The sequence below is a fragment of the Paracoccus sp. KR1-242 genome (assembly GCF_049446195.1).
Lineage (GTDB): Bacteria > Pseudomonadota > Alphaproteobacteria > Rhodobacterales > Rhodobacteraceae > Paracoccus > Paracoccus broussonetiae.
In genome coordinates, this window is record NZ_JBMSED010000010.1 from 212,080 (window position 1) to 237,043 (window position 24,964).

Genomic DNA, 24,964 nt, shown 5'->3' on the forward strand with positions numbered 1-24,964 from the left:
TCAGCGATAAAGCGCGGGGCAATCGGGATAGGAGATGGACACCGCCTCCCCCTCGGCCTCTTGCGCGGCAACGCAGGCATCAGAGGTGACTGCCGCCATATAGCCATCCCAGGACGTCGGTCCCGTCGCCCTGCCCTTGGCCGCCGCCCGCAGGAAATCCTGCAATTCGACGTCATAGGACGCCACGAAGCGGTCCTTCCAGTCGGTCAGGATGTCATTCTGCAGGCTGGCGTTCAGCCGCATCTGGACGGCCACCGGCTCCGGCAGGCGCGCGATTCCGTCTTCGCCCACGACCTCGCACTGGATGTCATAGCCGTAGTGGCAGTTCACGAAGATCTCGGTATTGATGACCGTGCCCTTGGCCGTGGTCAGAGTCACGATTTGCGGATCGCGCAACTTGGCGTGGGTCCGGGCGCAGGAACGCGGAAAGGTCACACGGGCCGAGACGTAGTCATCCTCAAGCAGCCAGCGGAACACGTCGATTTCATGGATCAGGGTATCGTGGATCGCCATCGGCGTTACATAGGCCTGCGGCACCGTCGGATTGCGATGCGCGGCGTGGACCATGATCGGCGCGCCAATGCGGCTGTCCACGACCTTCTTCAGGGCGACATAGCCTTCGTCATAGCGACGCATGAAACCGACCTGCACAAGGCGCTTGCCATGCGCGACCTCGGCATCGACGATGCGCTTTGCGCCTTCGGCCGTGGTGGCAAGGGGCTTTTCGCAGAAGCAGGGCTTGCCTGCGGCGATGGCGGCAAGGACATACTCCTCATGCGTCGCGCCCCACGAGGTGACCAGAACCGCATCGACATCGCCGGCGGCGATCAGCTCTTGCCCGGTCCCATAGACCACGGCGTCGGGCGCGATATCCGCCCGCACCGCCTCGGCCGAGGCGCGGTTCACGTCGCTCAACCCCACGATCTTGCCGCCGGACAGGACCTTTTCGATCCGTCGCGCGTGGTCGCGGCCAATCGCCCCGGTTCCGATGACACCAATTCTGACGGTCATGTTCTGGACCTCACTTCCAATACTGGTCGATGTATTTTTGCATTTCCGTGCGCATGAAGCGCCCCGAGTGGTCCGCCTTGTCTTCCCAGGCGAAGACACAGGCGGTCATGATCCCGTCAAAGCCGATCTCGGCCAGGGTGCCGAAGAAATCGTCCCAGGGCACTTCACCCTGTCCGATGTTCAGGTGCTGGTGAACGCGCGCCTGCGTGCCCGGCGGGTTCAGGATATAGCGCAGGCCGGAACTGGCGCGGTGATTGAAGGTGTCGCCGACATGGACATGCGCCAGCACGTCCTTGGCCTCGCGCAGCATGGCGCGCGTGTCGTCACCGAAATAAAAGGTATGCGGTGCACAATACAGGAACTTCACCCGAGGGCTGTTCACAGTGCGGATGATGTCCAGCGCGGGTTGCAATGTCTCGCACCAATCCTCGGGATGGGGCTCGACATGCAGGTTCACGCCTTCGCGCTCAAGAATCGGGACCAGCTCCTCCATGCTGCGCCACCATGCATCCTCGCAGGCCTCGACCATGCTGCCGGTATGGCAGCAATAGCAGCCGCCCTTGTCGGGATGCGGCCCTCGTCCGAACTCGCTGTTCAGGGTGTCGACGCCCAATTCGACCGCGATTTCGATCGCACGCTTCCAGTGACGGACGGCCGCCTGACGCTCGTCCTCGTCGGGCGAGGCCCAGCGATACATGGGCAGCAGGCTGGCGATGCCGACTTCGGCATCCTTCAACGCCCGTTTCAGCGACTTGACGCGTTCGGGAAACACCCGTGGCGCCTTGAACCATTCCAGGAAATCGGCGCGGGGGCTAAGCTCGATCCAGTCATAGCCAAGCTCACGCGCCCTGGCAGGAATGTCCTCCAGCGACAGATGGCGGTGCATGAAGGGATCAAGGGCGATGCGCATGGCGCGGTTCCTTATCTTGGGCGGATGGGGCAGCGCCCGTCCCGGTGATCACTTGAGGTATTCAGCCATGTTTTCCTTAGTGACCGGCTGGAAGGGGATCCATGTCTCTGGCTGAAGCGCGCCGCCACTGGCGGCGGCCACGGCGGCCTTGACCGCGTCTTCGCCCTGCCCCGTCGCATCCTGGAAAACGGTGACGTCCATCTGCCCCGATTGCATCGCGGCAAGCCCATCGGCGGTGGCGTCGATCCCGGCGATGATGATGTCGCCCTTGCCGGTCGCGGCCTGCAGCGCCTGCGCCGCGCCGATCGCCATTTCGTCGTTGTTCGAAACCACGGCATCGAATTGCAGTCCGGCCGTCAGCCATTGGCCCATCAGGTCCTGCGCTTGCACACGGTTCCAGCCTGCGGTCTGTTTCTCGATCACCTCGACCTTGCAATCGGGCTGCGCGAAGGCATCCTCGACCATCTTGGTGCGGACCAGCGCCGCGTGATTTTCCAGCGGGCCCATCAGGATGACAGCCTTGGGATCGCTACGGCCCTTAAGAAGCGCGCAGACGGCGTCGGCCTGCAGCTTGCCCGCATCGGTTTCCTGCGATCCGACATAGGCGGTGCCAGCGGGCATTCCGGTATCCAGCTCGGCCGGAGGATGGTTCACATAGACCAGCGGGATACCCGCCCCCGTTGCCGCCGCCGTGATCGCGGCCGTCGAGTCCCCGTCCACCGCGTTGACGATGATCGCATCGACACCGTTCGCGACGAAGTTTTGGACCTGGTTCAGTTGCTTCGCCACATCAAGCTGGGCATCCTCGACTGACAGGGTGACGCCTTCGCTGCGCTCGGCCTCGGCCCGGATGCCGTTCAGCACGACGGTCAGGAAGGGATTGTCGAACGAGGTCATGCTGACGCCGATCCGCGTCTCGGCAAGGGCGGATCCGGCGATCAGGCACAGCGCGGTAGTGGCAATCAGGCGTTTCATCATGGCTCCTCGGGTTGGATCTGGACAGGCGGGGCCAGCCCGGTGGCCCGGCCCAACGATCTGGGGGATATGGATTCAGCCTTTTCGGCGCTTCTTCTGGCGATAGGTGTCGGCAACGACAGCGGCGGCAATGATCACGCCCTTGATCATTTCCTGATAATAGGCGTCGAGCCGCAGGAAGGTGAAACCGGAGATGATGACACCGAAGATGACCATCCCGATCGCGGTACCCAGGACCGAGCCACGTCCACCGGCAAGCGACACTCCCCCGATCACGGCCATGGCGATGGCGTCAAGTTCATAGGCAAGGCCCATCCCGGCCTGCGCGGTCTGGCCCCGCGCGGCGACCACCATCCCGGCCAGCGCGGCCAGCATCGCGGCGATGACATAGACCTTGACCAAGTGGCGCTCGACGTTGATGCCCGAGACGCGGGCGGCCTGTGCATTGGCGCCAATGGCATAGGTGAACTTGCCGTAGCGCGTGTATTTCATCGCGACATGGAAGACGAGCGCGACAAGGACGAAGATCAGGACGGGCATCATCCCCTTGCCAAGCGCCGCGAAGCCGTCGGTCGGAAAGCTGATCGGCTGGCCCTTGGTGTACCATTTCGCGAAGCCACGCACGGTGACCATGGTGCCCAGCGTCGCGATGAAGGGCGGGATCTTGGTATAGGCGATCAGCCAGCCGTTCACGAAGCCCACCAGCGCACCGCAGGCCAGACCGATTAGCAAGGGCACGATCATCGGCAGGTCGGTCAGCGCAGGATAGACAGCGCGCGCATAGGTCGAGACCTGCGCAAAAGACATCGCGACCATCGCAACCGCACCCACGACCGAGCCCGATGACAAGTCGATCCCGCCCGAGATGATAACCTGCGTCACCCCGACCGCGATGATCCCGATGACCGAGACCTGCAGGATCATGATCTTCAGCCGGTTCAGCGAAAACAGGAAGCTTTGCCCCTGAAAGATCCAGCCCAGGATCTCGAAGACCAGCGCGATCCCCAGCAGGACCATCAGGATATTGATCTCGGCCGGCATGCGTCGCTGTCTGGTTGGGGCCGAAACCGCGCTGATGCTTTGAGTGTTCATGAACGCTTCCCCCGATTTACTTTGCCGCCAGTTCCATGACCCGGACCTGGTTCGCCTCGGCGCGATCCAGGAAGCCCGAGACATGGCCCTCATGCATGACCATGATCCGGTCTGACATGCCCAGGACCTCGGGCAACTCGGACGAGATCATCAGGACGGCGACCCCCTGTCCCGCAAGCTGCGTGATCAGGCGGTGAATTTCGGACTTGGCCCCGACATCGATGCCTCGCGTCGGCTCGTCGAGGATCAGGATGCGCGGACGGGTCAGAAGCCAGCGCGCAATCAGCAACTTCTGCTGGTTGCCGCCCGAAAGGTTCTCGACCGTTTCAAAAAGGCTGGGCGTCTTGACGCGCAACTGCGCCGCCATATCCCCGGCAAGCCGCGTCACCGCCTTCTGGTCGATGAATCCCGCCTTCACATGGTCGCGGGTAATCAGCGCGGACTGGATGTTCTCCAGGCAGTTCAGGACCAGGAAGCAGCCGGTTTCCTTGCGATCCTCGGTCAGGAAGGCCAGCCCATGCTGCATGGCAACCTGCGGACTGGTGATCTGGACCGGCTGGCCGTCGATCAGGATATCTCCGCTTGCGGCCGGATGGACGCCGAAGATCGCCTCGGCCACGTTCGAACGCTTGGACCCAACCAGCCCCGCCAAGCCAAGGATCTCGCCCTTGCGCAACTGGAAGCTGACATCTTCGAAGACACCCGGCCGGGTCAGATTGCGCACCTCAAGCACGACATCCCCGATCGCGCAGTCGATCTTGGGGAACATCTCGGTGATCTCGCGCCCGACCATCATGCGGATGATGTCATCGCGGGTCACGGTCGAGGCGTCATGGGTGCCGACATACTTGCCGTCGCGAAAGACCGTGACCTCGTCCGCAATCTCGAACAATTCGTTCATCTTGTGGGTGATATAGACGATGCCCACACCACGGTCGCGCAGGTCACGGATGATGGCGAAAAGATGCGCGACCTCGGATTCCGTGATGGCCGAGGTTGGCTCGTCCATGATCAACACATCGGAATTGTGGCTGACGGCCTTGGCGATCTCGATCATCTGCTTTTGGGCCACGGTCAGGTCGCCAACCTGAGACAGCGGGTCAAGGCGGATGTTCAGCCGGTCGAAAAGCTCTTGCGTCATTGCGGCCATCCGGCCGTGATCGATCAGGCCGAAACGGGTCCGCGGTTCGCGCCGGATCCAGATATTCTCGGCCACGGTCATCTGATTCATCAGCAGCAGTTCCTGATGGATCATCGAGATGCCCTGCTCCAGCGCATCAAGCGGAGAGTTCAGGGTCACCAGCTGGCCGCGCAGGCGGATTTCTCCCGCGTCCGGTTGGTAGATCCCGGCGATGATCTTCATCAGCGTGGATTTTCCTGCGCCATTCTCGCCCATTAGCGCATGAACACTGCCGGGACGGATACGCAGTTGCACGTCATCCAGTGCGACCACGCCGGGAAACTCCTTGCGGATCCCGCGGATAGACAGGACGCCGTCCTGCGCGATGTTCTGCTTGACGCGATCGATGGCGCGCCGTGTCGTCGCAGTGATCATCCTGCATCTTCCTGCAAGTGACGGGGCTGGCAGGGAATCGGAAACCCCCTGCCGGTTCGGTCGAGGCCAGATCAGTTCTTGCTTTGATAGGTGGCCAGGTTGTCGGGAGTGACCAGTTCGAAGGGGATCGAGGTGTTCTTTTCGACCGCCTCGCCTTTGGTCAGTTTCAGCGCTGTATCGACCGCCCCCTGGCCTTGGCCCGCAGCGTTCTGGAAGACGGTCACATCCAGATCACCCGCGCCCATTGCAGCCAACGCGTCCTGCGTCGCATCGATGCCGCCGACGATCACGTCCTTCATGTCGCGACCCGCGCCTTTCAGCGCCTGGATCGCGCCGATCGCCATTTCATCGTTGTTCGAAATGACGGCGTCGAATTCCAACCCGGCGGTGATCCAGTTGGTCATCAGGTCCGCGCCCTGCGTCCGGGACCAGTTGGCCGTCTGCTCTTCGGCGATGGTAATGAAGGAACAGTCGGGCGTGGCGATCACGTCCTTGATGTCCTGGGTGCGCTGGCGGGCGGCCTGGTTCGACAATTCGCCCATCAGCACCACGGCCTTGGCCTCGGTCTTGCCTGCGGCCTTCAGCAAGCGACAGATTTCCTGCGTCTGAAGCGTTCCCGATTCACGCTCGTCCGAGGCCACGAAGGCCTGCTTGTCTGGCAGCGAGTCCAGGTTCACCGGCTGGCGGTTGACATAGACCAGCGGGATACCCGCCGCCGCCGCCGCATCCGACATCGCCACCGTCGCATCAGTATCGACCGGGTTCACGATGATCGCATCAACGCCCGAGGCGACAAAGTTCTGGATCTGGTTCAGCTGCTTGCCGACGTCGTTCTGCGCGTCCTCGATCTGCAGCGTCACCCCGTCCTTGGTCTTGGCATAGTCGACCATGCCGTTGCGCAGAACAGTCAGGAAGTTGTCGTCAAAAAGCGCCATCGACACGCCGATATTCTCGGCATGAACAGCGGAAGCCATCAGCGCCGAGCCAAGGGCGCTGGCCATCAGAAATGCCTTCATTCTTTTCCTCCCCAGCGGGCGCCCGGCTCGCCCTTTACGCAGAAGGCTACAGGCGACCGGAATGCGGTCCGGCAGCCAGCCCTCCAGCCGGCTTCTGTGGAGTGGCATCGCTCCTCAGTCCCGCCACCCAAGGGCAGCTTTGTGCATGGGAATGCTTCCGGTCAACAGGGACAAGCGCCCCGCTTCCATCATTCATGATAGATATTAATCATCCAATGATGTATTTCCATCAGATGCTTTCGGGCGTCCACAGCGTCGGGACCACGAAGCGCTGGCCGGGGTTTTCTGCCATGCCATTCTCGATCGTATGGACGATCGTCGCCATCAGTTCAGTGCAAAGTTCCTTGAGCGGCGTCTGGAACACGCCCGAAATCCGCCGTTCCAGCAAAGCCTGCCGGGATTCGGGCGTGATCTCGTGGACAAGGCAGGAAATGCGCTCTCCTGCGCCGACCTCGCGCAGTGCGGCGATTGCACCCTCCATCCCGCCGCCAGCGCAATAGACGCCGACCAGATCGGGATGCCGCGCCATGACGCCCAATAGTGCTTCCTGCGTCAACTGCCTCGCCTCAAGGTTGACAAGAGCATCCAGCACCTCGAACTGCGGGGCATATTCCCGAATATAGGCCCGGAAGCCCGCCTCACGCAGCGCGTGACCATGATATCGATGCCCGCCCACGAACAGCGCCATCTTGCCGGGACGGGGCGCGACCTTGGACAAAAGCCACGCGGCGGTGCGCCCTACCTTCATGTTATTGGTGCCGAAATACCCCTCACGCTCGCCCTGGGCGAAATCGGACAGCAGTGAGAACGTGGGAACACCCCGGCCACGCAGGCGGGAAACGGCATCGGTCACGTCGTGATGGTCCAAACCGGTCGCCGCCACCGCATGCACCTTTCCCGCAGCCTGCTGGAGAAGATGTGCAACCTCTGCAGGTTCCGCAGACTGGGCGAAACTGACCGAAACGCGGATTCGCCGGTCATGCACATCGGCCGCGGCCTGCGCCAGATTTGCCGCGAAGCTTTGATAAAAGGCATGCCGTTCCTTCTGCAGGACAATGCCCACATGATACTCTGGCTGATCCGCCAGGATGCGCTGCCGGATGACATTGGCCGCGTGATAGCCGATCCGCTCGGCCGCTTCCGAGACCTTGCGCGCGGTTTCCTCGCGCACGCGCAACCGTCCGTTCAGCACGCGATCCACGGTCGCGACACTGACGCCCGCGGCTGTGGCAAGGTCGTTGATGGTCGGGCGTTTCATTCTGAAGCCTGCAAACTTTCTGTCCGATTTTGGTCATGGATGATAGAATCCATCACAAAGATCGGAAAGCCCGCCGAAGGTGGAAGACTTGGCCGTGATGCAGGCAGCAAGCACCGGGTCAAATGGTCGGCTTTCGCTTGTTGACCCCAAGGATCAGGCGCGGCGAGCCCGTTACCACAGACGATCTGCGAAAGCCGGGGGCCGACTTTCGCAGAAGCTTACCGGACCCACCGATGGTGGGGGCCGGTCTTTTGGGACATCACTTGACGGGGGTCCAGTCTGGACCGGGATCGAACTGGTCGATCGCAGCGGCACGCGTCAGCGTCTCCTCTCCCAGATCGGCTTGGTAGACGATTCCGCCTTCGCCGACCATGAAGCTCATGATCCCGGTGTCGCCATAGACGGCCGGATAGGCGACCAACGCATGCCCGGCAACCATGTTGCCGGCGATCATATAGCTGTAGGCCCCGCCCGGAGCTGCAGCACCCTGACCTTGAAGGATACGGAAATAATACCCCTCGAATGGCTCGGGATCATGGTCCTGCCCGTCCTCGTTAAAGCCCGAGAAGCTGGCGCGGGCCAGTGTCTCGTCAAAGGGGCTTGGATCGGCACCGGGCTCGGTTGGCCAGTACAGGCCGTCGCGTTGGTCGGGGCTGGACAGGATCGTCGCCGCAAACTCCTTGACGCCGTCGCCGTCATGATCCGTCCGGCGATAGGTGGCCTGAACCTCGCCCGCGTGGTTCATGATCTCGATCACCTGCAGCTCGTTGCGGCCGATGCGTCGCGCCAGCACCTCGTCACGGGCGGAATCGGCATCAAAATGCCACTTGCCGTCGCTGCGACGGATCTCGGCCGGGAAAGGCCACAGGTCGCGCCCGGCCAGCAGGACGGCGCGGTCGGGATCCTGGGTGTCGATGCGGCTGAATTCCAGCACATTGTCCAGGAACTCGCCCCAAATCTCGCGATCATCAGCTGGGTCGCCGGAACTGATGACGTCCTCGTTCTCGGGACCAAAGATGGCCAGCACAGCGGCCTTGTCCTTCGCCTCAAGCGCCGAGGTCAGGGCCGCTACCGCCGCATCGGGTGTGTCGAACGCCTGCGGCGCGGCAACCGCCGCCCCGGTCGAGGCCAGCAGCGCAAGCACACAGCGCATGGATGCATATCCGTTCATGTCAGCGTCTCCCTCTGCCGCCACCACCGCCACCGCGACCGCCGCCGCGACCACCCATGCTGGACTTGCCCCGGCTGCTTGAGACCGAGGCCCGAGGTCCGCCCGGTGGCTTGCGGAAGGCGTTGTTCGACCGGCTTGGCGAGCGCGCCTGCGGGCTGCGCTGCCCCGAGGGTCGTGACACCTTCTGGCTTGCGCGCGGCGCGCTGCGCGCTCCGGCCGAGGGCCGGTCTGCCTTGGGCCGAGCCTGCTGGTTCGATGGCCGGGTCGCCTTGGATGGTGTGCGCGCGGTGGCCTTGCGGGTGGTATCCAGCTTTGCGGGTCCGGCACCCTTGGCCTTGCGGGTCTCGATCTTCTGGCGCGCGACTTCTCGATCTGCGGGAGAGGAGATCGACTTGCGCTCGGGCCGACCTGCGGCACCTGGCCGGTTCGCCCCGGCCTCGCGCACCCCGTCCGCCCGCGCCGCGCGGTCACCGCGATTGACCTGGGCACGATCATTATCGCCGATGCTGATACGTCCGCCACCATTTGTCGTCCGGTCGCGGTCGATATTCACGGTTCGGTCCCCCCGATCGATATTGCGGTCGCCGCGGTCAATATTGCGGTCGCCGCGATCGATGGTGATATCGCCGCGATCCCAATCGATTTCGTCGTCTCCGTCCCAGCCGTTCCAGTCGTCATCATCGAAGATCTCGTCCAGCAGGACCGCCCCGCCCAGGATAATGCCCCCGGTCACCAGCGCATCATCCCAGCCATACCAATCATCGCCATAGGTATGCCCATAGTGATAGGTCGGTGCAGTGGTGATCGGCGTCGTATAGACCACCTGGCTGTCATAGGTCGGCACCTGCACCACATTCGGGACGGCTGGTGAAATGACGATCCGGTTGTTGACCGTCTCGACCTTCTGCGCCTCGTTATCGACGAGATAGCCGTTGGTCTGGGCCTTGGCACGCAGCCGCTGGATCGAGGCCAGCACGTCGTCGGTCTGCGCGACCACCACCTCGCCCGCCTGCTCGGTCCAGTCGATATTGTCGTTCATCCGGGTGACGATATCCGGGAACCCGGCGGCAAGTTCGCGCACGCTGTCGTCCCAAGGCTCTGCGGCGGCCTTCTGCGCGCGCTCCTTGTCGGAAAGCTCGGAACTCTCATCAACGAAGCGGGCGGCCTTGACGACATCCAGTGGAAACGTCACAGCCACCAGGACGGGCGTCAGAACCTTGTCGGGAAACAGGGCGACCGGGCCGAACAGCGTATCAAGCTGCTCGGCGCTGAGGGTGCCCTCGGCCGCGACCGCGGCCTTCATCGCCGCCTTCTGTCCCTCAGTGCCAGCCTGCACGCCGCCATCCAGGCAGGGAATTTCCAAGCTCATCCCGACGGCGATACGGCTGGGATCACCGCCAAGCGAAGCCTCGTTCGCATCGGCAATCGTTTGATAAAGGGACGGATCGCCATAGGCGCTTTCGGCCAACTTGCTCAGCGTATCACCGCTGGCAACGACATGGGGCGTCCCGCAGGGAATACCACCCCCTTGCGCCAATGCGGCACCGGGCGGCGCCCCGACGAACAACCCGGCGGCAAGACCACCCAAAGCGACCGCGCGAAACCGCCGCGACGACCAAAGATGCAGGGATTCATGCGAGTATGTCATGCCCGACGCTCCTTCCCGGACAGGCGAGGAAACGACGCAATTTCTGTTGCCATCTTACAGAGTTCAGCCGCGTCGTCACAGAGATATCTTCCCGCCCCGGCACCCGGGGCGAGGCTTTGCGGGGTCGCGTTTCACCCGGTAATGTCTTCTCCTTTGGAGGCTTGCCATGCCTGAACATAACCCCGGGCAATCGAGCGCACGGCGCGCCCGATCTGGGTGTAGGCAGCATCATCGAGGTTGGCAAAGGACACGCGCGCCGACCAGTTCGGAGCAGCAAAACCCGAACCGTTCAGCAGGACGATCCCGTGCTGCTCGGCCAGACGGAACGGGATGTCGAGCGGGTGTATGTTTTCCTTGACCCAAGTGACGACCTCTTCGCCCACGTATTTCCGGATCCAGAACTCCAGATCGATAATGCCGTAGTAGTGGTCGTAATAGGCGCCGGTGTTCGTCTCGACCCCCATCCCCTCGACCAGGTTGTTGAAACGCCGGGTGCAGATGTCGATACACGCCTTCTGATAGATCTTGTCCTTGTCCATCAGCTCGACCAGCCCAAAAAGCGTCATCATCACCTGTTGGGGCAAGGACAGACCCGCCGTATGGTTCAGCGCCACGTCGCGGCTGTCCGCGACGATGCGGTCGATGAATTTCAGCTCACGCGGCTTCGGGGTCAGCGCCTTGTAGCGTTTCTCGATCACCTTCTGGATCGGCTCGGGGTGATCCTTGATGTTCTGGTCGAAGATATTGTCCTGCGCGACCGCGATCACCCCCAGCCGCCAACCGGTGCATCCGAAATACTTGGAATAGGAATAGACGCCGATGGTGTTCCTTGGCAGATGCCCGAGGATCGATTCAAATCCCGGCACGAATGTCCCATAGACGTCGTCGGTCAGGATCATCAGATCCGGTCGCCGGGTGTTCACGAAATTGACCAGCCGCCGGATCGTGTCCGGCGTCATTGCCACCGCTGAAGGGTTGCCGGGGTTCACCAGGAACAGCGCCTTGACGGCGGGGTCGGCCAGGGCCTCGAAATCCTCTTCGGTGAACTGGAACTTGTCTTCCTGCTCTGCACTGACGCGGATGATGTGCAGCCCGTAATCCTCAAGCTCCGGCATCTCCAGATAGGGCGTGAAGATCGGCGTCCCCAGTGCAATCGTATCGCCCGCGTTCAGCAGGCGCTGGTTCTTCAGCGCCTTGAAGATATAGCACATGGCCGCGGTGCCGCCTTCGACCGGATACAGGTCGAACTTCACATCGGGACGGTGGCCCACGCACATCGCCCACATCAGATATTCGTGGGTGACGATCTCGTTGTGATACAGCGCGCGATCCGGCACCGGATAATTGTCGCCGATGATCGAGTCGGTCAGCTCATGGACAAAGGCATCGGGGTCAAAGCTGAAACGCTCGATGGCAAAGGCGACCGCGTCGCGCAGGGTCCGCGCAGGGGGCGGCCCTTCCTCTTCAAGCCAGCCCTGTTCCTGTTCCTGAAGACGTTTCCCGACCCATTTCTGGAAACGCAGGTGGCAGCCATCGCGCGGGGGCATCCCGGCAACGCCTGCCTCGGGGTCGTCATGGCTGCGCCGCGCCTCGGTCAGGGCGAACTGGCCCAGCAGGAAGAACGCCTCGCGCGCGCGCGTTGCGATCCAGTTGGGGTTGCCCCGTCCCGCGTTCAGAAAGGCGCGGGCCGAGCTTTCGGCGCCCGACCGCGCCAGCTTGATCAACTCATCCTTGATCTCGAACGGGCTGAGATCCGAGAGGCTTTCGAAGTATTCCCGTTGCAGCATCGTCCAGTCTCCTTCTGATATGGGTTTGGCGGCACATTTTGGCCCGGATCACAAAGAGTCGGCATCATCCGGCTCCTTGGTCCCCGTGGGGTGACGCTCTGAAAGGGAAAGTTCTCGCAAAATCGTCTGGGCGATCGTTGAAACGGTCAGGACGAAGACCCCGATCCCGACCAGCAGAAAGGCCATTGCGGCAATCTTGCCCAGCGATGTCTTGGGCGCGAAATCGCCGTAACCCACAGTCGCCATGCTAACGACCGAAAAGTAGAAGGCGTCCAGGAAGCGCCAGCCCTCAATCCTGGCGAAGACCGTGGCCTGGGCCAGCGCGATCAGGATGCAGACCAGGATCAGCGCCTGCACCTGCGTGCTGAGGAACGCAGCATGAATTGCCTTGATCAGCCGGACATAGGCGGACAGAAACTGCATCCCTATCCCCCCAGCGCCAGAGCAATGCCGACCAGCGCGATGCCGACAGCGACCATCGCCAGCCCAACCCGCCACGGCCTGTCCCACAACCGGCCGAGCGAATGCCCGGCCAGGAAAAGCGAGGCGATGGCCACACCATGGGACAGCCAAAGCGCCTGGCGCGCATCCCCGATCAGCAGGAAGGGAACGACCACCGGCAGGGTCGCGACAAAGACCAACAGGAAGATCATGCCGGCCGCCAACAGGTCCGCGACCGCAGGCCCTGTCGGCATGCGGGGGGGATCCAGCGACATGAGTTGCTGACGGACGTGGATCAGATCGCCGGGCCGCAGCGCGCGCGCAACCAGTGGTGGAAGAGTTGCCGCGATCTCGTCATCCGCTTCGGCGGGTGTCTGGGCTTGTCGGACTCGATGAATCGTTCGCAGGGCAAGCGCCTTTTCGGCGCGCGCGGACAGCAGATACATTGCCGCATCGATAAGGCCCCAGGCCAGATTGCAGCCCAAGGCCCCGATCAGCATCAGGCGGACATCGGCATGACCAGCCTCGGCCGTGTTCAGCGAGGCGGTGAAGGTCAGCACCATGATCAGGCCGAACAGGATTTCTGTCGCGCGCGAAACCGGGTCCAGCGCCCTTGCCATTGCGCTGCTTTGCCCGCGTGCCGCCATCACTGCACCGGAGGAAGAACATAAAGCGTCAGGCCGAAAATGGTATAAACCATCAGCACCAAAACGCCCAAGAACCATGTCGAGCGTCCCCCCGCAGTGAGCAGTGCGGCAGCGATCGCCGCGATCAGCATCATCACGATGGCGCCCGGCCAGAAATCCAGCCCCATCGGCACTGGTCCGATCGCGTAGCTGAGAAGTACCAGCAGCGGTCCGACGAACAGCGCTATCTGCACCGAACTGCCAAGCGCGATGCTGACGCTCAGATCCAGCCGATCCTTGCGTGCCGCCGAAAAGGCCGAGGCGAACTCGGCCGCGCCACCGACAAGCGACACCACGATGAAACCGACAAAGGCCGGGGTCAGGCCAAGCGCCGCGCCAGCAACCTCGACCGAGGCGACGAAGACATGACTGACCAGCGCGACAAGCACGGTCACGACCGCCAGCGTGATCAGCGCCACCCCGATTGGCAGCGACTCATGATGGCCTTCAACCGGAGCTGCGCTGGCAAATGCCTCGCGATGCGTCCCCAGCGAGAACCACAGCCCCAGCACGTAACCCGCAATCAAAAGCAGCGACAGCATCAGGCTGAGTGTCTGGATCGCCTCGGGGCTGTCGACGTTGTCGGCAGTCGCGATGGCCGAGGGGATAAGCAGCGCAACCGTCGCGATGAAAAGCAGGCTGGCCTGAAACCGCGCCCCGACACGGTTGAACTCCTGCACATGCTTGACCATTCCGCCCAGCAGGAAGGACGCGCCCAGCATGAAAAGCGCATTGGTTACGATGGCCCCCGCGATCGAGGCCTTGACCAGCGCATATTGCCCCGCGGCCAGCGCGGTCAGCGCGATGACCAGCTCGGTCAGATTGCCCAGCGTCGCGTTGATCAGGCCGCCCGCCGCGTCCCCGGTCTTTTCTGCAACGGATTCGGTGGCAAGGCTCAGCATTGCGGCCAATGGCACGATGGCCGCGACCGACAGCAGGAAGAGCAGCGTATGCGCCTCGGGGCGGGCCAGCTCAACAGCCAGCACGATAGGCACAAAGACCAGCAGCCAAAGCAGCGGGGTCGATCGTATCTTGCCGAAAAGCAGGGTCATGTGCGCCTCGTCAGACGGTAAGGACCAGAATGGGGCCAAGCAGCGTCAGCGTTACGTTCGAAATGGCGTAGGGCACTGTATATCCAAGAACCGGGGTCTCGTTCTCCGCGGCCTGTACGGCAGCGTTCAGCCCCGCTGTGCAGGTGAAACAGCCCGCTAGCGCTCCACAGATGATGGCGGGGTTCATTTTCAAGACATAGCGGGCATAAAGCAGCGACAGTACGATCGGCACGATGACCGCGATGAACGCCAGGACGGGCAGTAGCACGCCCTGCTGCTTCAGCAGGGTCAAGGCCTGCGGTCCCGTACCAAGGCCGACGCAGGCGATGAAGATCGCCAGGCCAAAATCGCGCAGATGCAAAGCCGTGGCGGCCGGCAAGCCTCCAAAGCGGGGATGGCGCGCGCGCAGCCAGCCAAACAGCAGCCCCGACAGGAGGCACCCACCCCCGGTGTGCAATGCAATTGGAGAGCCCGCGACCGGCACGGTGATCATGCCAATCAGGATGCCGACGATGATGCCAAGGCCCAGATAGACGTAGTCGACTGCAATGCCCTGATCGACGCCGTAGCCAATCAAGGGTACTGCCCCGTCAAGGGCCGAAGGCATGCCATAAAGGCTGACGGTATCCCCGGCTTCAAGTCGCATCTTGGGTCGAGGAACAAGGTTCTGCCCCGCGCGGGTGATCTTGACGACGTGGACGCCACGACGCTGTTCCGGATCAAGCCGGGCGCGGACGGCCATGATCGTCTCACCAATGAAATCCTTGTTGGTCAGCACGACCGTCCGCGTCTCGCCAACGAGGTCAAGGCCCCGCATATCGCTGGTCTCGGAGCCCAGATACGGCCCGGCCTCCAGCACCTCGTCCAACCGCCCAAGCAGGGCGACGCGGTCGCCCACGGCCAGTGCGCGATCCTTGCCCGGTTCAATGGTGCGACCACGTCGGATGATGCGCTGGACCGTGACGAAGCCGTCGAATCTTTTCTCGAAACTGCCGACAGTGATTTCCGCCTCGGATCGCGTGACCTGATAGGCGCGGGCAACGACACCGCGCAGGGCGGATTCCTGTCCCGGCTCCAGATCGTCATCGCCACCGATGCCAAGCGCTGCGGTATAGCGTGCGGCCTCGGTTTTCAGGTCGATCCGCATCAAGCGGGGCGCGATCAGGCTGACGAAAAATACCACAAGTGTGAAGCCGAACAGATAGGTGATGGCATATGCGACACCGATATTTGCCTGCATGGCCGTGATCTGGTCTGGTGGCAGAGCCATGCTGCCCAAAGCCTCACTGGCCGTGCCGACGGCGGCGGATTCTGTGATCCCTCCCGCCAACAGCCCCGCCGCGGTGCCCTTGTCCAAGCCGAAAATCTGCGCAAGCCCCCAGATTGTCAGGAAAATCAGCAAGCTGGACACCAGCGACAGGTAGACGAGGTTCAGTGTGCTGCGGCCGAGGCTTTGGAAAAAACTTGGCCCCGAAACGTAGCCCAGCGAATAGATGAACAGCGCAAAGGCCATGGTCTTGATGTTGTCATCGACCTCGACCCCGACTTGACCCACAACGATGGCGGCAAACAATGTCCCGGGGATACCGCCCAGTGGAATTCCCGCAATCTTGACGCGCCCAAGGGCAAAGCCGATCGCGACGCAGACAAACAATACCGCGATCGGGGAATGGGCAAAGAATGACCGGATCGCTTCCATCATGGGCCTCCCGCCCCTTGTCAGAGGATCAGCAGCACGATCACCAGGCCCCACAGCGTCAGCAGAGTGTTGCTGACTGCATAGGGCACGGTATAGCCCAGCATCGGCACGTCGCTTTGGGCGACCTCTCCGACCATGGCGACCGAAGCGGTCGAGGTCCGCGCGCCTCCGCAGCAGCCCAGGTTGATCGCGTCATCGAACTTGAAGACGTATTTCCCGATATAGGGCGCAATCAGCATGGGCACGGCCGTGGCAAAAAGGCCCCAGAAGAACAGGCCAAAACCCGCCTCTTTCAGCCCAGCGATAAAGGTCGGCCCCGACGTGATGCCGACAATCGCGATGAAGACGTTGAGCCCCACCGAGTTCATGAACCACAAGGTCGGCTGCGGGATATTGCCGATCTGCGGCTTGACGGTGCGCAGCCAGCCGACGATCAGTCCGACGATCAGCGCCCCGCCCGAGGTGGACAGCGTGATCGGGATGCCGCCGATCGGCAGGACATAGGCCCCGATCAACCCGCCGATAAAGATCGACAGCCCGACCAGAACCATGTTGGTGACGGTCTGCGGCCGATCGGGAAAGCCGGTGGCCTTGATGAAGGCCTCGACATGGCTGGTCGCCCCGGCCACCCGCACGATGTCGCCCCGGTTCAACTTGGTCCCCGGCAGGATCGGGATGTTCACCGCCATCGAGCCGCGACGGATCGAGTTCAGGTAGACGCCGCGGGTATAGGGCTCGCGCGCCAGCTCGATCAGTTCGCGCCCGTCGAGCGCCTTGTTGGTCAGAAGCACGTCGACGGCCTCGACCGGAATGTCCAGCAGATCCTTGTCGTCGACCTCGTCGGCATCCTCGAACAGCGTCACCAGCGCCTCGCGCCGCCCCGAGATGGCGACGAGATCGCCAGCCTGCAGCACGGTCTGGGGGGTAGGGCTGATCAATTCGCCGCCGCGGCGCAGGCGTTCGATGAACAGCCGCTCACCCTTGGCCAATGCTTCGACCGCAAGGGTGGTTTTGCCGACGGCCACACCGCCCTCGCGGACGCGATAGGCACGCAGCTCGCGGGCATGCCATGCACTGAGATGATTGGCCTCCTTCGAGCCGCCCTTCAGCACCTCGCGCTCATAGCGGGCGCAGGCTTCGGCGATGTTTACCCCCAGCATCTTCGGTCCAAGAAAGGCTAGGATCCAGCCCGTGCCGATGGTGCCGAACAGGTAGGTGATGGCATAGGCGACCGGGATCAGGTCGGTTTGCGCCTTTGCCTGATCGGCCGGCAGGCCAGAGGTGTTGATCGCATCTGTCGCCAGCCCGATCGAGGCCGAGATCGTCTGCGCCCCGGCCAGCAAGCCCCCGGCCAGCCCCGGGCCATAGCCCGCGACCTTGGCCGCGATCCAGACGACGATCAGGCACAGGACAGAGACGACCACGGCGAACATCGCTTGCGGCAGCCCGTCGGTGGCGATCCCGCGCACGAATTGCGGGCCGACCCCGAAGCCGACGGCGAACAGGAACATGATGAAGAAGATCGATTTCACCTGCCCCGAGATGTCGATGCCGATCTGGCCGATGATCACCCCCGCCAGCAACGTGCCGGTGACAGCGCCAAGGCTGAAGCTGCCAAAGCGCTTGGCGCCGATCCAATAGCCGATGGCCAGCGTCAGAAAGATCGCCAGCTGCGGATTGGCGCGGAGGGTGTCGAAGATGTAGCTGAACATGGTCCTGCCTCCTGTCGGGCGCTATTTGCGGATATGGTTCTTGGCATGGTCCGGGCGGATCAGCTTGAGGCCCTTGGCGCGTTCGAACCCGTGGATTTCCTTGACGTCCAGCTTGCGCATGAAGTCGATCGTTTCAGGGCTGATGACCTGTCCCGGCACCATGATCGGAAAGCCCGGAGGATAGGGGATCACGAAGTTGGCCGAGATCATCTCGGGGCCCGACTTCAGCCGCTGGTCGACCTCGGGACTGTTCAGAGGCAGGTATTCGCAGCCGTCGGCGTAATAGGCGCTGTAGAAAGCCGAACGCATGTCCCCTTCGGGCGTCGTCTTGCCGGCATCCCAGCGGAAGGCATCATGGAAATGGCTGAAATTCGGCAGGTCCGGAACGTCCTGCATCAGCGACTTGATCCGCGCCGCGAAGGCCGCGTGGCCGTTCTCGCCACCTTTGGCCAGATCGGCCTCGATCTTGCGGCTGATTTCCAGAAGGACGCGGATCAGGTTCGCCACGTCGCTGCGGGTGTTGTTGATGTTGGATTGCAGCAGGACCGAGTTGCGCGAGGTTTTGTTGAACTGGATGTCGTAATCGTCGGCCATCAGCTTCTTGAACTGGGTGCCATCGAAACCCGCTGTGCCGCAGACCAGTGTCATCCGCGTCGGATCAAGACAGAACTCGTCCTCGTGCATCGAACGGACCTGGTCTTCCCAATCCGTGCCCGGCTCCAGAAAATCAATGAAGCCGGTCTGACGATACTCGTCCGGGATCATCTCGCTTGCGCTAAGGACACGGAAGTATTTCGAGATGACCGGATGGGCATTCACTTCCTTGCGAATATCCAAAGCGATCTCGATCGCGTTCGCGACAAGGCCATAGCCCTCCAGCTCCATCTGGCGGCGCGCAATGTCGAGGCTGGCGATCAGTTGCTGGTTCGGGCTGGTCGAGGCATGGGTGAAGACCGCTTCGTGGAACTGCGCTTCGACCTGGCCGAAGTCCACATCGCGCACCAGCAGCATCGAACCCTGGCGCAGTGCCGACATCGACTTGTGGGTTGAGTTGGTCTGATACACCCGCAGACGGATCTGGCTCGGGTCCGGGATCAGCCGGGTTTCCAGAAGTTTCGCGGCAGAGGGGTTTTTGCCCAATTCCTTCTGCTGCGTTTCGTAGGCCTGAACCGAGGCCGGATCCTTCATCCATTTCTCGATCGCCTCGGCGGCACCCATGGCGGTACGCGGACGCAGGAATGGCGACCAACGTGCGAAGCCGAACCACGCCTCGTCCCACAGGAAGATCAGGTCTGGCTTGATCGCCAGGCATTCCTCCATCACGCGGCGGGTGTTGTAGATGTGGCCGTCAAAGGTGCAGTTGGTCAGGTCGACCATCTTGGCCCGGTCAAGGCGACCTTCGGCCTTCAGGTCCAACAGCGCCTTCTTGATGCTAGACAGCGGCACTGCGCCATACATCGAATATTCGGTCATCGGGAAAGCGTCGATGTAAAGCGGCTGCCCACCCGCAAGAACCAGGCCGTAATGGTGCGACTTGTGGCAGTTGCGATCCAGCAAGACGATGTCACCCGGCGCGACCAGCGCCTGGTGGACCATCTTGTTCGAGGTGCTGGTGCCATTCGTCACAAAGAAGACGTGATCCGCACCGAAGGCCCGTGCTGCCATCTCCTGCGCCAGCTTGATATTGCCTGTCGGCTCCAGCAGGCTGTCGAGCCCACCAGTCGTGGCGCTGGATTCCGCGAGGAAAATGTTCAGCCCATAGAACTCGCCCATGTCGCGGATCCAGTCGGACTTGAATACCGACTTTCCGCGCGCGATCGGCAGTGCGTGGAAGGTGCTGATCGGCCGCCTCGCATAGGCCTTGAGGTTGTCGAAGAAGGGCGTGCGATAACGGTCCGCCACCCCCTCCAGCACGCAAAGATGCAACTCCAGCAATTCCTCTACCGCGTAAAGGACGCGGCGGATATTGGCGGCGCGCACATCACCTGCGATCCGTTCGACGTGACGGTCCGACAGTAGATAGATGTCCAGTTCGGGGCGGACGCGCTTCAACGCATCGGCCAGCGACAGCGGCAAGTCGTCCCCGGCAATGCTTGCCGCGTCCAGACCCGCAGAGGCCAGGAAGTCCCGCAGCACCGGCAGATCGGCCGCGCTTTCATGGTCGAAACCTTCATAGATGGTCACCGCCGCCAGCGCGGGGTTCAGGATCGCGGCGCAGATCGCCTCTTCGAAGCTGCCGACCGGGACGGGTTCATAGATGAAAGCGTCTTCGCCCCGGCGCAGGCGCCGGATCTGCTCGATCACGCTTTCACCCCGGCGCGCCGCGCCCGGCGCGACCACCAGCATCTCGAAATAGGGACGGTGCCCCTGCCCCCTTGCCAGCGTGGGCGTGTTCAGGTCCGGCGGCGTTTCGGCCAGAGTCTCGACGGATTGCCAGTCACCCGCGTCCGACTTGTAGGACCGCGTCACGATCGCTTCGGAAATGCGCTGTGCCAGCCCGGCCGCACCCGCGGCCTGCCCGGAATCGATGCGCTGTCGAAGGGTCGCCAGAAGCTGCCGCCCCGGATAGGCGAAGAAACCTTCATACGCGACCAGCCCTTCGAAAAGGCCTTTCACGGTCGCGGCGCTACCGCTGCCGCGCGACCAGTCTCTGGCGGCGACGTGCAGCCCGCGCCAGCGGTCGTTGCGCGCGCCGGGGAATGAAAAGAAATGATCGACCCGGTCCGTCTGGGGCACCGCCTGCGGCTGGTTCATCTCGGCCTCTCCCGTGACAAGCGACAGCGCTTGGACCGCTGCCGATGGCTGGATGTTACCGATTGGGGTGCGCCCCGCTCCATCTTGCGCATGTAGGTTACTGTTAACGGGGTGACGGTAGCCCGCGCGATCGCGTTTGGCGCGCGTTCACTGTGTGTCGCTGGCACCGATGTAACGGCGCAACTCCTCGGTCAGCTCGCGAAGAACAGCATGATAGTCCGCCACCTCAGGGCGCGAATGTGCGTCGGGGCGAGCTTCGAAATGCCGTAGTGAGGTTACAGAAAGGGCGAAATCGTCGCAAATGGCGCGAAAGTGTTCATCTTGCAGGTAAAGGCGGCGGACGCTTTCGGTCCGCTCGGGGAAAAGCTCCACGACAAGGTCGACTGCGCGCATGATCGCGATGCCTTTCCGCCACAAGACTCGCTCAGCTCGATTGAATCGTTAGATTGATAGAAAGTTTGGCGATTGTGCAGCGGATCAAGATTACGTTACTGTGACTCGCAGCTAAGCTGCTGACGACTCGCAGGGAATTTCGCTTTGGTACGCCAAGGTACTTGTGCGGAGGCAATGGGAACTTTGTCTGCCAGACGTGTTTCGCAACAGGAAATCCGGGCGGCCCTGGACCGCATCCTGGCTTCCCCAGACTTCGAGACTTCTGAACGCAATCGCCGCTTTCTGCGCCACGTCGTCGAAGAGGCGCTGGCCGGGCGGGCCGAACGTATCAAGGCCTACAGCATCGCCACGCTGGTCTTTGGCCGTAGCGAGGATTTCGACCCGATGCAGGACTCGATCGTGCGGATCGAGGCAGGTCGACTTCGGCGCGCGCTGGACAATTATCACCTGAAGCACGGGGATGGTTCGGACGTCATCATAACGATCCCCAAAGGCAGCTATGTGCCGGTGTTTCAACAGCAGGCGCAGGCCCTGCCGCCCGCGCCGGAGCCCGTGGCGCCCGGGCAGAAGCCCCTGCATGAATATGGCCCGCGGATTCTGGTCGAACCGTTCGAGCAGGAGGGAGACAGCGGAACGCATCAACAGATCGGGCGGACGCTGACCCGTCAGGTCATTTCTGCCCTGACGCGCTTTACTGAGCTTTTCGTCTATGGCTTCGACACCTCCGACCGCTCGGCCCGTTCTGGCAGTGGCAGAGAGACTTCCGCAGGGTTGGAAATCGACTATCGGCTGTCTGGTACCGTCACCATTTCGAAGCACGCGCTGATTGCCGAGATCCTGATGAAGCGAAACGAGGACGGGCGCTTCATCTGGGTGCAGACGCTCCAGCGCGAGATAGAAGGCAGCTGCGACCCATCGCAGGTCGTCAGCCTGTGCGCAGAAGTCGCGGGACAGGTCGCCAGTGTGCTTGCGCTGCGGGACGGGATCATGGACAGCCAGGCAAGGGATTCGTCCGGCAGCGGTCCACGCCACTTTGCAGGCTATCAGAAGCTGCTGGACTTCCACGACTACTGGCGGTCCTTGGACCCCAAGCGCTTCGAGCCGCTGCGCCGTGATCTGGAAGCGACGATTGATGCCGATCCCGGCTTCGTCGCGGCTCATGCCTGTCTGTCGATGCTGTATTCGAACGCCGCCCGTTTCAGCTATGACCTTGGGGACGATTGTCCCGATCCGCTGGAACGTGCGCTGGATCTGGCGCGCAAGGCGATCCGCCTGGCCCCAAGCTCCAGCCGCGCCTATCACGCCCGCGCCATAGCGGAATGGTTCATGGGCCGGCAGGTGGACAGCCTGCAGACCCTGGGGGCTGCCCGCGCGCTGAACCCCAATGACCCCGAACTGATGGCTGAACTGGGCTTTCGTCTGGCTTCGCGCAAGAACTGGGACGCCGGCATTCCGTTGCTGGAGGAAGCCTATGCCCGAAGCCCGCTGCTGAGCGGACAATTCCGCATGGGCCTGTTCCTTTACCACTTCGCCCATGGCCGTCACGAACAGGCGCTTGAAGAAATCCGGGCGGTCGAGGCGCCAGGCATTGCGCATGTGCAACTGGCCGCAGCCGCGGCGTTGTCGGCTTTGGGACGACTGGCCGAGGCCCGCCAGCGCCTTGCGCTGGCCGACCAGATCGCACCCGGCCTTGCGACGCGGATGCCGCAGGACGTGGCCTTCCGCCAATTCCATCCCGACCTGACCGAGTCGATGATGCGGGCGCTTGCCAGTCTGGATCCGAAATGGCCCAATCAGGCGAATTCGAGCAGGTTGCACAGGCTGTAGCGCAGGGCCAGCCCGCTAACAGTGACTTACATCGCCGACATTCGTGCCATCCCAGTCCGCGGCTAGACTGGATGGGTATCGACTGAACGACCGGCCAAAACGGGTTTCTCTACCTGCTCGGCCATCGCAGTGCATTGAATGGAGACGATTTTGGCCTCTGGACCGGATCACGGCGTCTTGCTGCATCCCGAGGCGGTTGCCCACCTTCCGCCCTTCATCACTCTGCCCGGCCAGACCGACTGGTTCCTGATCGGCGTGGGAATCTTCCTGATTGCGGCCGTGGTCGGGGTCGGGGTGTTCTACCTCAAGCTTCATGCGCTGCCTGAACAGATGGCGCATAGCGGCCAGAAGGTGCAATTCGAAATCGTGGCCGTTCTGGCGCTGATTGCGCTGTTCACGCATAACCACGCCTTCTGGATCGCGGGGCTGCTGCTGGCGATGATCCCGATCCCGGACTTCACCACCCCTCTAAGCTCGATGGCGGAATCGCTGGGCCTGATGGCACGCCGCAAGGCACGCCCGGTCCCGCCGCCGCCCGAGCCTGATCCCGTTCCCGCATCCACGATCGAGAGTTGAGCCATGCTGGAGTTGCTTCTGTGTTCCAGCGTAACCGTGCTGCCGGACTATCTTTACCGGCGCTATGGGCAAGGCAAACGCATCGGATACGAGATCACGCTGTTCTCGGTCTGGTATGAGCTGCGCTGGGGGATCGTGCTGTGCCTGATCCTGACCATCAGCCTGATCACCGCGATCTTCTATTTCCACCCCTCCAGCAAATTGGCAACCTCGGTCTTCCGCACCGTCACCATCCTGCCCGAGCGAAATGGTCGCGTCGCGGAAACCTTCATCGAGATCAACCAAAAGGTGAAGAAGGGCCAGCCGCTGTTCCGCCTTGACGATCTGCTGCAAAAAGCCGTGGTCGAGACCGCAACCCGCCGCGTCACGGAAATAGACGCTCAGTTGCGCGTGGCCGAAGCACAGGCGAAGGAGGCCGAGGGTCGGATCGTTCAGGCCCGCGGGATGCTGCAACAGGCCCAGGACGAATACGACACGCGCAATGAGTTGCTCAAGCGGAACGCCACCACGATCGCCGCGCGCGACGTAGAGCGGGCCCAGGTTCAGGTCGATACCCAGCAAGGGATGGTGGACGCAGCGGTCGCCAGTCGGGATGCGCTGCGCGCTCAGATCGAATTCCAGCTTCCTGCCGAGCGCGCCAGCGCCGAAGCCGCGTTGGCCGAAGCGCAGGTTGAGCTTGACAAGACCCTGGTCGTCGCCGGCAGCGACGGGATCGTGCAGCAATTCTCGCTGCGGCCCGGCGATGTGGTGAACCCCATGCTGCGGCCTGCTGGCATCCTGGTCCCGGAACGCAGTGTCACCGGGCTTGCCGCCGGTTTCGGCCAGATAGAGGCACAGGTCATCAAGCCTGGCATGATCGGAGAGGTTGCCTGTCTTGCGAAACCCTGGCGGATCATCCCGATGGTCGTGACCGAAGTGCAGGACGTCATCGCCGGGGGGCAGATCCGTCCCACTGACCAACTGATTGACCTGCAAAATCTGGCCGGGGGCGGCAGCATCACCGTCATCATGGAGCCGCTTTACGAAGGCGCGCTCGACGGACTGCCGCAAGGGGCAAATTGCATCGCGAATGCCTATACCAGCAACCACGACCGGCTGGATGATCCCAGCCTTGGGACGGTCCATCGCTTTGCGCTGCATGCGGTGGATACGGTCGGGTTGGTCCACGCCCTGATCCTGCGGATCCAGGCCCTGCTGCTGCCGGTCCAGACGCTTGTCCTGAAAGGTCACTGACCAAGATACGAGGAACGCCATGAGCTCCAGAATCCTCCCAGTTCTCGCCCCTGCGCTGTGTCTTGCGGCTTTTCCCGCGTTTTCGGAGGATCTGACCTTCACGCATCCGTCCGGGGCGACGGTGAAGTTCTATGGGCAGATCGTGCCGACCTATCAAAGCGTGGACGA

20 protein-coding genes are annotated in these 24,964 nt (G+C 62.6%); 3 read left to right on the plus strand and 17 right to left on the minus strand.

The window, feature by feature from the left end; translation table 11 throughout:
• The 17 genes from ACO2Q4_RS16220 to ACO2Q4_RS16300 all read right to left on the minus strand — a co-directional run bounded on the left by ACO2Q4_RS16220 (window position 1) and on the right by ACO2Q4_RS16300 (window position 21,160).
• Window positions 1-1,011 carry a Gfo/Idh/MocA family protein gene (locus ACO2Q4_RS16220; RefSeq protein ID WP_423320593.1) on the minus strand — a complete coding sequence of 337 codons (1,011 nt, stop codon included), beginning with the start codon at window positions 1,009-1,011 and terminating at the stop codon, window positions 1-3.
• Between the two features lie 10 nt (window positions 1,012-1,021).
• Window positions 1,022-1,921, minus strand: a complete 900-nt coding sequence (locus ACO2Q4_RS16225) for a sugar phosphate isomerase/epimerase family protein (protein WP_423320595.1) — start codon at window positions 1,919-1,921, stop codon at window positions 1,022-1,024.
• Between the two features lie 48 nt (window positions 1,922-1,969).
• On the minus strand, window positions 1,970-2,896 hold the full coding sequence (locus ACO2Q4_RS16230) for a substrate-binding domain-containing protein (protein WP_311759740.1): 927 nt from the start codon (window positions 2,894-2,896) through the stop codon (window positions 1,970-1,972).
• 75 nt (window positions 2,897-2,971) lie between these two features.
• Window positions 2,972-3,988 (minus strand): ABC transporter permease, encoded by a 1,017-nt coding sequence (locus ACO2Q4_RS16235; RefSeq protein ID WP_311759741.1) that lies wholly within the window; start codon window positions 3,986-3,988, stop codon window positions 2,972-2,974.
• Window positions 3,989-4,004: 16 nt separating this feature from the next.
• Complete coding sequence (locus ACO2Q4_RS16240; protein ID WP_423320598.1) at window positions 4,005-5,543, minus strand: sugar ABC transporter ATP-binding protein; 1,539 nt, start codon at window positions 5,541-5,543, stop codon at window positions 4,005-4,007.
• A 71-nt stretch (window positions 5,544-5,614) separates the two neighbouring features.
• On the minus strand, window positions 5,615-6,559 hold the full coding sequence (locus tag ACO2Q4_RS16245) for a sugar ABC transporter substrate-binding protein (protein ID WP_311759743.1): 945 nt from the start codon (window positions 6,557-6,559) through the stop codon (window positions 5,615-5,617).
• Between the two features lie 229 nt (window positions 6,560-6,788).
• Window positions 6,789-7,817, minus strand: a complete 1,029-nt coding sequence (locus tag ACO2Q4_RS16250) for a LacI family DNA-binding transcriptional regulator (RefSeq protein WP_423320600.1) — start codon at window positions 7,815-7,817, stop codon at window positions 6,789-6,791.
• Window positions 7,818-8,076: 259 nt separating this feature from the next.
• Entirely contained in the window at window positions 8,077-8,988 is a 912-nt protein-coding gene (locus ACO2Q4_RS16255; RefSeq protein ID WP_423320602.1) for a DUF2950 family protein, read from the minus strand.
• Between the two features lies 1 nt (window position 8,989).
• Window positions 8,990-10,636 (minus strand): DUF3300 domain-containing protein, encoded by a 1,647-nt coding sequence (locus tag ACO2Q4_RS16260; protein WP_423320604.1) that lies wholly within the window; start codon window positions 10,634-10,636, stop codon window positions 8,990-8,992.
• A gap of 131 nt (window positions 10,637-10,767) precedes the next feature.
• Window positions 10,768-12,423 (minus strand): bifunctional aspartate transaminase/aspartate 4-decarboxylase, encoded by a 1,656-nt coding sequence (locus ACO2Q4_RS16265; protein WP_423320606.1) that lies wholly within the window; start codon window positions 12,421-12,423, stop codon window positions 10,768-10,770.
• A gap of 48 nt (window positions 12,424-12,471) precedes the next feature.
• On the minus strand, window positions 12,472-12,846 hold the full coding sequence (locus tag ACO2Q4_RS16270) for a potassium channel family protein (protein WP_311759748.1): 375 nt from the start codon (window positions 12,844-12,846) through the stop codon (window positions 12,472-12,474).
• Window positions 12,847-12,848: 2 nt separating this feature from the next.
• On the minus strand, window positions 12,849-13,511 hold the full coding sequence (locus ACO2Q4_RS16275) for a hypothetical protein (protein ID WP_423320608.1): 663 nt from the start codon (window positions 13,509-13,511) through the stop codon (window positions 12,849-12,851).
• Window positions 13,511-14,602, minus strand: a complete 1,092-nt coding sequence (gene cax / locus ACO2Q4_RS16280; protein ID WP_311759750.1) for a calcium/proton exchanger — start codon at window positions 14,600-14,602, stop codon at window positions 13,511-13,513. Before cax ends, ACO2Q4_RS16275 begins: the two co-directional genes overlap by 1 nt.
• Before the next feature lie 10 nt (window positions 14,603-14,612).
• A complete protein-coding gene (gene aspT / locus ACO2Q4_RS16285) occupies window positions 14,613-16,304 on the minus strand; it encodes an aspartate-alanine antiporter (RefSeq protein WP_423320610.1) in 1,692 nt (563 codons plus the stop codon).
• Between the two features lie 17 nt (window positions 16,305-16,321).
• Entirely contained in the window at window positions 16,322-18,013 is a 1,692-nt protein-coding gene (gene aspT / locus ACO2Q4_RS16290) for an aspartate-alanine antiporter (RefSeq protein WP_423320612.1), read from the minus strand.
• Window positions 18,014-18,034: 21 nt separating this feature from the next.
• Window positions 18,035-20,767 (minus strand): ornithine decarboxylase, encoded by a 2,733-nt coding sequence (locus ACO2Q4_RS16295; protein ID WP_423320614.1) that lies wholly within the window; start codon window positions 20,765-20,767, stop codon window positions 18,035-18,037.
• Window positions 20,768-20,914: 147 nt separating this feature from the next.
• Window positions 20,915-21,160 (minus strand): hypothetical protein, encoded by a 246-nt coding sequence (locus ACO2Q4_RS16300; RefSeq protein WP_311759754.1) that lies wholly within the window; start codon window positions 21,158-21,160, stop codon window positions 20,915-20,917.
• Window positions 21,161-21,334: 174 nt separating this feature from the next.
• On the opposite strand from ACO2Q4_RS16300, the gene ACO2Q4_RS16305 reads away from it, so the two are divergent.
• The 3 genes from ACO2Q4_RS16305 (at window position 21,335) to ACO2Q4_RS16315 (ending at window position 24,796) form a co-directional block, all read left to right on the plus strand.
• Window positions 21,335-22,987: a hypothetical protein gene (locus tag ACO2Q4_RS16305; RefSeq protein ID WP_423320616.1), complete on the plus strand. Its 1,653-nt coding sequence runs from the start codon at window positions 21,335-21,337 to the stop codon at window positions 22,985-22,987.
• Between the two features lie 138 nt (window positions 22,988-23,125).
• Window positions 23,126-23,563, plus strand: a complete 438-nt coding sequence (locus ACO2Q4_RS16310; protein WP_423320618.1) for a hypothetical protein — start codon at window positions 23,126-23,128, stop codon at window positions 23,561-23,563.
• A gap of 3 nt (window positions 23,564-23,566) precedes the next feature.
• Window positions 23,567-24,796 (plus strand): HlyD family secretion protein, encoded by a 1,230-nt coding sequence (locus ACO2Q4_RS16315; protein WP_311759757.1) that lies wholly within the window; start codon window positions 23,567-23,569, stop codon window positions 24,794-24,796.
• The last annotated feature ends 168 nt before the right edge of the window (window positions 24,797-24,964 follow it).

Excerpts from the sequence above, each read along its gene's own strand:
- ACO2Q4_RS16220 (WP_423320593.1), bottom strand. The coding sequence starts at position 1,011 with ATGACCGTCAGAATTGGTGTCATCGGAACCGGGGCGATTGGCCGCGAC.
- ACO2Q4_RS16250 (WP_423320600.1), bottom strand. The coding sequence starts at position 7,817 with ATGAAACGCCCGACCATCAACGACCTTGCCACAGCCGCGGGCGTCAGT.
- ACO2Q4_RS16295 (WP_423320614.1), bottom strand. The coding sequence starts at position 20,767 with ATGAACCAGCCGCAGGCGGTGCCCCAGACGGACCGGGTCGATCATTTC.
- aspT (WP_423320610.1), bottom strand. The coding sequence starts at position 16,304 with ATGATGGAAGCGATCCGGTCATTCTTTGCCCATTCCCCGATCGCGGTA.
- ACO2Q4_RS16260 (WP_423320604.1), bottom strand. The coding sequence starts at position 10,636 with ATGACATACTCGCATGAATCCCTGCATCTTTGGTCGTCGCGGCGGTTT.
- ACO2Q4_RS16305 (WP_423320616.1), top strand. The coding sequence starts at position 21,335 with ATGGGAACTTTGTCTGCCAGACGTGTTTCGCAACAGGAAATCCGGGCG.
- ACO2Q4_RS16315 (WP_311759757.1), top strand. The coding sequence starts at position 23,567 with ATGCTGGAGTTGCTTCTGTGTTCCAGCGTAACCGTGCTGCCGGACTAT.
- ACO2Q4_RS16225 (WP_423320595.1), bottom strand. The coding sequence starts at position 1,921 with ATGCGCATCGCCCTTGATCCCTTCATGCACCGCCATCTGTCGCTGGAG.
- cax (WP_311759750.1), bottom strand. The coding sequence starts at position 14,602 with ATGACCCTGCTTTTCGGCAAGATACGATCGACCCCGCTGCTTTGGCTG.
- ACO2Q4_RS16245 (WP_311759743.1), bottom strand. The coding sequence starts at position 6,559 with ATGAAGGCATTTCTGATGGCCAGCGCCCTTGGCTCGGCGCTGATGGCT.
- ACO2Q4_RS16255 (WP_423320602.1), bottom strand. The coding sequence starts at position 8,988 with ATGAACGGATATGCATCCATGCGCTGTGTGCTTGCGCTGCTGGCCTCG.
- ACO2Q4_RS16310 (WP_423320618.1), top strand. The coding sequence starts at position 23,126 with ATGGAGACGATTTTGGCCTCTGGACCGGATCACGGCGTCTTGCTGCAT.
- ACO2Q4_RS16235 (WP_311759741.1), bottom strand. The coding sequence starts at position 3,988 with ATGAACACTCAAAGCATCAGCGCGGTTTCGGCCCCAACCAGACAGCGA.
- ACO2Q4_RS16300 (WP_311759754.1), bottom strand. The coding sequence starts at position 21,160 with ATGCGCGCAGTCGACCTTGTCGTGGAGCTTTTCCCCGAGCGGACCGAA.
- aspT (WP_423320612.1), bottom strand. The coding sequence starts at position 18,013 with ATGTTCAGCTACATCTTCGACACCCTCCGCGCCAATCCGCAGCTGGCG.
- ACO2Q4_RS16240 (WP_423320598.1), bottom strand. The coding sequence starts at position 5,543 with ATGATCACTGCGACGACACGGCGCGCCATCGATCGCGTCAAGCAGAAC.
- ACO2Q4_RS16275 (WP_423320608.1), bottom strand. The coding sequence starts at position 13,511 with ATGGCGGCACGCGGGCAAAGCAGCGCAATGGCAAGGGCGCTGGACCCG.
- ACO2Q4_RS16230 (WP_311759740.1), bottom strand. The coding sequence starts at position 2,896 with ATGAAACGCCTGATTGCCACTACCGCGCTGTGCCTGATCGCCGGATCC.
- ACO2Q4_RS16270 (WP_311759748.1), bottom strand. The coding sequence starts at position 12,846 with ATGCAGTTTCTGTCCGCCTATGTCCGGCTGATCAAGGCAATTCATGCT.
- ACO2Q4_RS16265 (WP_423320606.1), bottom strand. The coding sequence starts at position 12,423 with ATGCTGCAACGGGAATACTTCGAAAGCCTCTCGGATCTCAGCCCGTTC.